We start from the raw sequence: 8,644 nt of genomic DNA, 5'->3' as shown, positions 1-8,644 counted from the left end.
CTGGTCGGCCTCGATGTCCTTGGCGCCATCGACCTTGATCTCGGCGATTACCGGGCGCTCGTCCACGGTGATGATCAGCGCGTCCTTGTCCGCTTCGATGCGCACATCGTTGTAAAAGCCGGTAGCAAACAGCGCCTTGATCGCCGCACTGGCTTTGTCGTTGTCGATACGATCGCCAACCTTGACTGGCAGATAATTGAACACGGTACCAGCCTCGGTGCGCTGGATACCTTCAACCCGAATCTCCTTGATGACAAAAGCGTCGAAAGCGTGGGCGGTGAACGAAATGCCGAATGCGGCAAACAATGCGAGCGTAAGCGAGGTCGGTTTCATAAACACATCCGGCGGCAGGGCCAGAAACCCGTGCCACCGCTGGATTGAAGTAAGGGAATCGGCAAGTCAGCTGCCGACCAAACGTGAGATGTCATTGAACAGGGCCACCGACATCAACACGGCGAGGATTCCGACGCCCACGCGCTGACCGAGTTCCATGGCGCGCTCCGACAGGGGCCGGCCCCGCAAAAGTTCGGCCGAATAATACAACAAATGCCCGCCATCCAGCACCGGAATGGGGAGAAGGTTGAGTACGCCCAGGCTGATGCTGATCATGCACAGGAATTCCAGGTAGGGCCGCAAGCCCAGTTTGGCGGTTTGCCCGGCATAGCCGGCAATCGCCACCGGGCCGGATATCTGCTTCACCGATACCTGACCCATCACCATGCGCCACATCATGCGCACCGACAGCGTTGCTGTTTCCCAGGTCTGGCGCACAGCCAGGCCCAGTGCCGGCACCGGCCCATAGCTGCGCGGCAGGTTCAGCGCCTGCATGGCCGCCTCGTCAAAGGCCGGATGGATGCCGATGCGACCGAGCAGCTTGCCATCGACCATTTCGGCGCGCGGAGTGATCTGTACCTGCACCGGTTGGCCACCACGATTCAGCGTGATCAGGGCCGGCTTGCCCGGCAGTGCGCGTATTGCGGTAGAAAAACTCAACCAGTCAGGCGTAGCCTGCCCATTCACCGCAACCAGGCCATCGCCTTCGCGCATGGCACTGCTTGCCGCCACGCCACCCGGCTCGATCTTGCCCAGGCGCGGCAGATAGACTGCCAGCGACATACCGATTCGCTCGGCAGTATCGCCGTCGACCTTGTCCTTGTCGAAATGGCTGAAATCCAGATGGGCTTGCCGCTGCTCGCCATTGCGGCCCAGCAGACTCATATCGATGGCGGTATTGGCCGAGGCCGCATCAACCAGGGCAAGCTTGACGTCGGACCAGCTCTCCACCGGCTTGCCATTGATGGCGGCCACCGTATCGCCAGCGACGAGTCCAGCCTGCGCCGCCTGGCTCGCAGGCAGGATGGAGCCGATTTTCGGGGCGGTAAGCACCACACCGGATACAAAGATCACCCAATACAGCAAGATGGCCAGCAGCAGATTGGCCACCGGGCCGGCTACCACAATGGCCATGCGCCTTGCCACCGACTGACGATTGAAGGCGCGATGAAGCTCATTGTCCGCCACTGGCGCTTCGCGCTCATCCAGCATCTTCACATAGCCACCAAGCGGGATGGCGGCCAGCTGCCACAGCGTTTCACCACGCTGCCACACCTTGATGGGCGTGCCAAAGCCAATGGAAAAAGTGAGTATTTTGACGTTGCAGCGCTTGGCCACCCAGTAGTGGCCATATTCATGCACCGCTACCAGCACACCGATGGCGACAGCAAAGGCTGCCAGCGTAAACAGAAGATGCATGACCACTACCTGTAATCGAACGCGGGTTTCAAGATTCGCCGGCCTCTGGCGCGGCCGGACAGCTTACACCGCAAGCCGCAACAAGCTGCGCGCCATCTGTCTGGCCGCGGCATCGGCCGCAGTGAGGCTTTCCAGGCTGGCGGCATCAAAGTCACGCGCCAGGCCGCGCAGGGTAGCGGCATTCACCCGTGCAATGCCGACAAAGTCCAATTCGCCAGCGAGGAAGGCGTCCACCGCCACTTCATTGGCGGCATTGAGCACAGCCGGCGCGGCGCCACCAAGTTGCAAGGCTTCAAAGGCCAAGGCGAGGCAGGGGAAGCGATCAAGATCGGGCGCCTCGAAATTCAGCTGGGCGATGTCGAACAGATCGAGCGGCGCCACGCCGGCTTCGATCCGTTCCGGCCAGGCCAGGCCATAGGCAATCGGTGTGCGCATATCCGGGTTACCCAGCTGCGCCAGCACCGAACCATCGACATATTCCACCATCGAGTGGATCACGCTTTGCGGATGCACCACCACCTTGATGCGCTCGGGCGCCAGATCGAACAACCAGCGCGCCTCGATCACCTCCAGCCCCTTGTTCATCAGGCTGGCCGAATCCACCGAAATCTTGCGACCCATGCTCCAGTTCGGGTGCTTCACCGCTTGCGCTGGCGTGACGGTCGCCAGCTCCGCCTGGCTGAAGCGGCGGAAAGGTCCGCCCGATGCAGTGAGCAGAATCCGCCGCACCCCTTGCTCGGCCGCGTCGCTGAATGGCTGCGGCAGGCACTGGTAAATGGCATTGTGTTCGGAGTCGATCGGCAGCAAGGTGGCGCCGCCATCACGGGCCGCGTCCATAAACAGCTGGCCGGCCATCACCAGCGTTTCTTTATTGGCGAGCAAGATGCGCTTGCCGGCGCGTGCTGCCGCCAGTGTCGGGCGCATGCCGGCCGCACCGACGATGGCGGCCATCACCGCATCCACCTCCGGCAGGCAGGCGACGTATTCCAGCGCCTCGATCCCTGCCAGGGTTTCGATCTCGCCACAGCCGGCTGCGGCCAGCCGGCTTGCCAACTCGGGCAGCCGCGCCGGTTCGGCCAATACGGCATAGCGAGGGCGATGCACGATGCATTGCTCGACCAGGCGATCGAGCTGCCCATGGGCGGTGAGGGCCAGCACCCGGTAACGATCCGGATGGCGCGCCACCACATCCAGTGTACTGACGCCGATGCTGCCGGTCGCGCCAAGAATGGTGAGCAATTGCGGTTTATGCATGGCAATCAACCCAGCAGGACCAGAAAAAAGTAGCCGAACAACAGGCCAGCAGCCACCGGCGCCAGCGCCAGCAGGCTATCGATGCGATCGAGCACGCCACCGTGGCCGGGCAAGAGATTGCTGGAGTCTTTCAGGCCAACCTGGCGCTTGAGCAGCGATTCGAACAGATCACCGACCACGCTGACCGCCGTCAGGGCCCAACCCAACGGCAGCAATACCCATAGCGGAATCGCCGTGACCAGCGGCGCTTTGAAATGATAAAGCAACAGCAAATAGATGCTCACCGCCAGCAGGGCGCCACATACGCCCTCCCAGCTCTTGCCGGGGCTGATGCTCGGCGCCAGCTTGCGCCGGCCAAAGGCACGACCGGTGAAATAGGCGGCAACATCAGCCACCCAGGCGATCGCCAGGATTTGCAGCAGTACCAAGGGGCCGTTTTTCAGGCCATGCAGCCGGGTCATCGCCATCAGGGCGGCCAGCAGCAATAGCCAGCCGAGCAAGGCAGCCAGCCATTTGCGGCTCAAGGTCCATTTTCTGGACAGCCATAGCGGCGCCAGCAACAGCCAGAACAGCAGCGACAATCCGTCGAGCAAGGGTGCGGCAGCACGCATTTCCGGCAAGAACAGCCAAGCGAGGCCAGTGCACAGGAATGCGCCGATGAAAACGCGCATTTCATTGCCATTGAAACGGGCAAAACGCGACCACTCCCAGGCACCCAATGTCAGGGCGAACAGGGTAAAGCCGCCCCAGAGCAGAGGCGGACCGAAGAACAGGCAGCCCAGCACCACGGGCAGCAATAGCAAGGCAGTGATAATGCGTGTCTTCAGCATGATCAGGCACCGCCCGCGATCAACTGTTCGCTGGTGCGGCCATAGCGGCGTTCGCGCTGTTGATACGAGGCAATGGCAGCCTCCAGCGCGGTGCGATTGAAATCGGGCCAGAAGGCGTCGGTGAAATACAGCTCGGTATAGGCGAGCTGCCACAGCAGGAAGTTCGATACACGCGCTTCACCGCCGGTACGGATGAACAGATCCGGCTCCGGCGCGTAGGCCATGGCGAGGAAGGGTTCCAGGTCTGCCTCGTCAAAACCGGCATGGACCAACTCAGGCCGCGCCTTCAGCAAGGACTGGGTGGCATGCATGATGTCCCAGCGCCCGCCATAGTCGGCAGCCACGGTGAGGGTGAGGCCGGTATTGTGGGCAGTGCGCGCCTCGGCCCGCTCGATCATCTGCACGATTTCGCCGGCAAAGCGGTCACGCCGGCCGATGATGCGCAGGCGGATGCCATTGCGATCGAGCTTTTCCACTTCGCGCTCCAGCGCGCCGAGAAACAGCCCCATCAGGAACGATACTTCCTCCTGCGGACGCCGCCAGTTCTCGCTGGAAAAGGCAAACAGGGTCAGATAACCCACCCCCAGCTCGGAACAGGCCTTGACCACTTCGCGCACCGTTTCCACGCCCTGCTTGTGGCCGGCAATGCGTGGCAGAAAGCGCTTCTTGGCCCAGCGGCCATTGCCATCCATGATGATGGCGATATGGCGTGGTACGGTTGCGACGGTGGGAACTTCGCGGGTCGAACTCTGAAACAGGGCCACGTGCTTGCCTGACTTGGAATATGTCGCCAGGCCATGCGCTCCGCCACACTATGCATGGCACCGCGGCCGACCCTTGGCGATAAAACGTTGATATATAAAGTATTACACCCTGCCGATCGACATCAGCAGGGTGCACAGGACAGTTAAACCGTCAGCAATTCTTTTTCTTTTTCTGCCAGATGCTTGTCGATCTCGGCAATGTATTTGTCGGTCAGCTTCTGCACATCGTCCGTACCACGGCGCTCGTCGTCTTCCGAGATGGCCTTGTCCTTGACCGCCTTTTTCAGCTGCTCATTGGCGTCGCGGCGCAGATTGCGCACCGCCACCCGGCTCTCTTCCGCCTCACCGCGCACCACCTTGATCAGGTCGCGACGGCGCTCTTCGGTCAGTGCTGGCATCGGCACCCGCACCACATCGCCCATCGAGGCAGGGTTCAGGCCCAGATCGGAATCGCGGATCGCCTTCTCGATAGCGGCGCCCATCTTCTTTTCGAAGGGCGATACCGACAAGGTGCGGGCATCCATCAGGGTAACGCTGGCCACCTGATTGATTGGCGTCGGGTTGCCGTAGTAATCCACGGTAATGTGATCGAGCAGACCGGTATGGGCGCGGCCGGTGCGGACCTTGGCCAGATTGGCCTTGAGGTTTTCCACCGACTTCTGCATCTTCTGTTCGGTGTTTTTCTTCACGTCGGCGATCATCTCTCGCTCCTGTGTGGTTGTCTGATTGAATAAAGGCGGAATTATGCCGTCCGCCAGGAAAAACAGGAAATGGCTTGAGAAAAATGCAGGCCTGCCGCTCATAGCCATACGCACCAAAAGCACGTACCGGGCAGGATTTGAAATAGCCACGAGCGCTACCGAAGCTCCCTTGCCGGCAAGCAACGACGGGAGATGTGGAACCAGGGGCCAGCCCCAACGATCACCAAGCACCCATCCCGCAAGGCATCGGTCAACGATACCGCTTCAAACACCTCACTGCAGCAAGCCAAGCTCCCTCGCGGCGGCGAGGACGGGGGGAGTCGGACTAAATCAGGGACCGGCCCGATCAGCACCAATGGTCCATCCCGCCGGGCTTCGCCTGGCGAAGCTGCAGTCCAAATACAAACCGCAGCCAGGCCGGTCAGCAGTGAACCAGCGTACCCTCATCCTCACCCAGCACCACGCGCTTGAGCGCGCCGGCCTTGAAGATGCTGAACACGCGGATATTCATGTTCTGGTCGCGGCACAGCGCCAGCGCGGTGGCGTCCATCACCTTGAGATTCTTGGAAATCGCCTCATCGAAGGTCAGCGAGGAGTAGCGCACCGCATCCGGGTTCTTTTTCGGATCATCGGTATAGACGCCGTCAACCTTGGTGGCTTTGAGCACCACATCGGCGCTCATTTCCATGCCGCGCAGTGCGGCTGCGGTATCGGTAGTGAAGAAAGGGTTACCGGTGCCGGCACCGAAAATCACCACCTTGCCTTCTTCCAGATACTGGATCGCCTTGGGGCGAATATACGGCTCGGCCACTTGCTGGATGGTCAGCGCAGACTGCACCCGGCTGATCAGGCCCTGCTGGCGCATGGCATCTTGCAAGGCCATGGCATTCATCACCGTGGCCAGCATGCCCATATAGTCGGCGGTTGCTCTATCCATGCCGGCTGCCGCTGGCGCCACGCCACGGAAGATATTGCCGCCACCGATCACCACCGCCACTTGCACACCCAGTTCCGCCACTTCCTTCACTTCGGCCACAATGCGCTCAACCGTTGCGCGGTTGATGCCATAGCTGTCCTCACCCATCAGTGCTTCGCCCGACAGTTTGAGAAGAATGCGTTTGTAGACTGGGGATTGGCTCATGGGCTCACCTTGGCTGTTGGAGGAAATCGCTTCTTTGTAGCAGGGCAAACCGGAAAAGTTCGGCATTTGCCGGCGCTACTTGCAAAACAACCGTCCGGGTCACCCCGGACGGTTGTCGGTACGGCAGGTACTGCTTAAACCTTGGCGGCAGCGGCAACTTCGGCAGCGAAGTCAACAACCTTCTTCTCGATGCCCTCGCCCACCACATACATGGTGAACGACTTGACGGTTGCGCCATTGGCCTTGAGCAGTTGCTCGATGGTCTGCTTGTCGTCCTTGACGAAAGGCTGGCTCAGCAAGGTGACGTCCTTGAGGAACTTCTGCACGGTGCCTTCGGCGATCTTGTCCCACATGGCTTCCGGCTTGCCGGCTTCCTTGGCACGCTCGATGGCAACGCGGCGCTCGGTGTCGATCAGCTCGGCGTCCACGCCCGATGCATCCAGCGACTTGGGCTTGGAAGCAGCGATATGCATGGCGATATCCTTGCCCATCACTTCGTTGCCGCCGGTGTAGTCCACCACGACACCGATCTTGGAGCCGTGCAGATAGGTAGCCAGGCTGCCGGTGGTGTCGAAACGGGTGAAGCGACGCACATTGATGTTCTCGCCCAGCTTGGCGATGATGGCCTTGCGCATTTCTTCCACGGTTTCGCCGGAGGCGGTCTTCACCGCGCCCAGCGCTTCCACGTCGGCCGGGTTGGCAGTGGCGATGGCTTCAGCAGCGGCTTGGGCAAAGGCGAGGAAGCCTGCATCCTTGCCGACGAAGTCGGTTTCGCAGTTCACTTCGGCCAGGGCAGCGATATTGCCCTTGACGAACACGGCAACGGTACCTTCAGCAGCGGTACGGCCAGCTACCTTGGAAGCCTTGTTGCCCGACTTGATGCGCAGCGCTTCTTCAGCAGCCTTCAGGTCACCATTGGCTTCGACCAGGGCCTTCTTGCAATCCATCATGCCCAGACCGGTCATTTCGCGCAGTTCGCCAACCATCTTTGCGGTGATTTCCGCCATGTTGATACTCCTTAGATCTCAAATTCGGTAAAGGTAGCAAAAAGGGGCTTGCGCCCCTTTATTGCTTGAATCGTATGACAGCTCGATTAAGCGGCTTGCGCTTCGGCGCCGGCAGCAACGATTTCCTGGATAGCCTGGGCACGGCCTTCCAGCACGGCATCAGCCACGCCACGGGCGTACAGGCGGATGGCGCGAGCCGAGTCATCGTTACCTGGAATGATGTAATCGATGCCTTCGGGCGAGTTGTTGGTATCCACCACGCCGATCACCGGGATGCCCAGCTTCTGCGCTTCAACGATGGCACCCTTCTGGTAGCCGACGTCGATCACGAAGATCGCATCTGGCAGGCCGTTCATGTCCTTGATGCCGCCCAGCGAGGTTTCCAGCTTGGTGACTTCGCGGCTCAGGGTCAGCAACTCTTTCTTCGAGTAGCCGTTGTTCGGATCAGCCAGGGTGACTTGCAGTTCGTTCAGGCGCTTGATCGATTGCTTGACCGTCTTGTAGTTGGTCAGCATGCCGCCGAGCCAGCGATGGTCAACGAAAGGTGCGCCAGCGCGCAGGGCTTCTTCACGAACGATTTCGCGAGCCTGGCGCTTGGTGCCAACGAACAGCACCGAACCCTTGTTGGCGGTCAGACGACGCACATAGGCGAGCGCCGACTCGAACATCGGCAGGGTCTTTTCCAGATTGACGATGTGAATCTTGTTGCGATGACCAAAGATGAACGGTGCCATCTTCGGGTTCCAGTAACGGGTCTGGTGGCCGAAGTGAACACCGGCTTCCAGCATTTCGCGCATGCTGACGGACATAATGGGAACTCCATTGCGAGGGTTTGGACTTACCACCCGCGACCGACATGCCGTGCCGGCGTATTCGCCTGACTTGGCACACCCTGGCTCGCGCGGGCGGGAGAATGTCTCCCCGGAACTCCGGGAAGCCCGCTATTGTAGACCGGCATTGCAAGACTCCGCAAGACATGGCCTTTGGAAGCGACTGGGTGAGAAGGTCGCCAGGCTCACCCGCAGCAGGCAAACCGGGGCAGGCGGCACTTCCCGGCCATTGCACTAGCCAGGCCTTCCCGGCAAAGCCGTTCGCCGGCCAATGACGCCGATCAGGCCGGCACTTGGCGGCCGATCAATCGACCAAGGGGCATTGCTCGCCCAGCGCCTTGCAACTGGCCTCGGCGCGCGCAGCC

The 8,644-nt window shown here is 60.8% G+C and carries 9 protein-coding genes; all 9 read right to left on the bottom strand.

What is annotated here, in order from left to right:
* Positions 1 to 333 (bottom strand): POTRA domain-containing protein (locus tag ACE3OH_RS15670; RefSeq protein ID WP_374354945.1); only part of this gene is annotated, 333 nt, incomplete at its 3' end.
* Positions 334 to 399: 66 nt separating this feature from the next.
* Positions 400 to 1,752: an RIP metalloprotease RseP gene (rseP, locus tag ACE3OH_RS15665; protein ID WP_374354942.1), complete on the bottom strand. Its 1,353-nt coding sequence runs from the start codon at positions 1,750 to 1,752 to the stop codon at positions 400 to 402.
* A 63-nt stretch (positions 1,753 to 1,815) separates the two neighbouring features.
* The gene (gene ispC / locus ACE3OH_RS15660) at positions 1,816 to 3,006 is read right to left on the bottom strand and encodes a 1-deoxy-D-xylulose-5-phosphate reductoisomerase (RefSeq protein WP_374354939.1); all 1,191 of its coding nucleotides are present in this window, start codon (positions 3,004 to 3,006) and stop codon (positions 1,816 to 1,818) included.
* 5 nt (positions 3,007 to 3,011) lie between these two features.
* Complete coding sequence (locus tag ACE3OH_RS15655; protein ID WP_374354936.1) at positions 3,012 to 3,836, bottom strand: phosphatidate cytidylyltransferase; 825 nt, start codon at positions 3,834 to 3,836, stop codon at positions 3,012 to 3,014.
* Between the two features lie 2 nt (positions 3,837 to 3,838).
* Entirely contained in the window at positions 3,839 to 4,528 is a 690-nt protein-coding gene (uppS, locus tag ACE3OH_RS15650; RefSeq protein ID WP_374354948.1) for a polyprenyl diphosphate synthase, read from the bottom strand.
* A 215-nt stretch (positions 4,529 to 4,743) separates the two neighbouring features.
* Positions 4,744 to 5,301, bottom strand: a complete 558-nt coding sequence (gene frr, locus ACE3OH_RS15645; protein WP_374354933.1) for a ribosome recycling factor — start codon at positions 5,299 to 5,301, stop codon at positions 4,744 to 4,746.
* A 421-nt stretch (positions 5,302 to 5,722) separates the two neighbouring features.
* Positions 5,723 to 6,442: a UMP kinase gene (gene pyrH / locus ACE3OH_RS15640; protein ID WP_374354928.1), complete on the bottom strand. Its 720-nt coding sequence runs from the start codon at positions 6,440 to 6,442 to the stop codon at positions 5,723 to 5,725.
* A gap of 134 nt (positions 6,443 to 6,576) precedes the next feature.
* Complete coding sequence (gene tsf, locus ACE3OH_RS15635; protein WP_374354925.1) at positions 6,577 to 7,449, bottom strand: translation elongation factor Ts; 873 nt, start codon at positions 7,447 to 7,449, stop codon at positions 6,577 to 6,579.
* An 86-nt stretch (positions 7,450 to 7,535) separates the two neighbouring features.
* Positions 7,536 to 8,258 carry a 30S ribosomal protein S2 gene (rpsB, locus tag ACE3OH_RS15630; RefSeq protein WP_374354922.1) on the bottom strand — a complete coding sequence of 241 codons (723 nt, stop codon included), beginning with the start codon at positions 8,256 to 8,258 and terminating at the stop codon, positions 7,536 to 7,538.
* Positions 8,259 to 8,644 lie beyond the last annotated feature (386 nt).

The organism is Chitinimonas sp., assembly GCF_041904975.1.
Taxonomy (GTDB): Bacteria; Pseudomonadota; Gammaproteobacteria; order Burkholderiales; family Chitinimonadaceae; genus Chitinimonas.
The sequence above is the reverse complement of the archived record's forward strand: the minus strand, read 5'-3'. Positions and strand labels throughout refer to the sequence as shown.

Coding starts and splice junctions, on each gene's coding strand:
- rseP (WP_374354942.1), bottom strand. CDS start 1,752: ATGCATCTTCTGTTTACGCTGGCAGCCTTTGCTGTCGCCATCGGTGTG.
- ispC (WP_374354939.1), bottom strand. CDS start 3,006: ATGCATAAACCGCAATTGCTCACCATTCTTGGCGCGACCGGCAGCATC.
- ACE3OH_RS15655 (WP_374354936.1), bottom strand. CDS start 3,836: ATGCTGAAGACACGCATTATCACTGCCTTGCTATTGCTGCCCGTGGTG.
- uppS (WP_374354948.1), bottom strand. CDS start 4,528: ATGGATGGCAATGGCCGCTGGGCCAAGAAGCGCTTTCTGCCACGCATT.
- frr (WP_374354933.1), bottom strand. CDS start 5,301: ATGATCGCCGACGTGAAGAAAAACACCGAACAGAAGATGCAGAAGTCG.
- pyrH (WP_374354928.1), bottom strand. CDS start 6,442: ATGAGCCAATCCCCAGTCTACAAACGCATTCTTCTCAAACTGTCGGGC.
- tsf (WP_374354925.1), bottom strand. CDS start 7,449: ATGGCGGAAATCACCGCAAAGATGGTTGGCGAACTGCGCGAAATGACC.
- rpsB (WP_374354922.1), bottom strand. CDS start 8,258: ATGTCCGTCAGCATGCGCGAAATGCTGGAAGCCGGTGTTCACTTCGGC.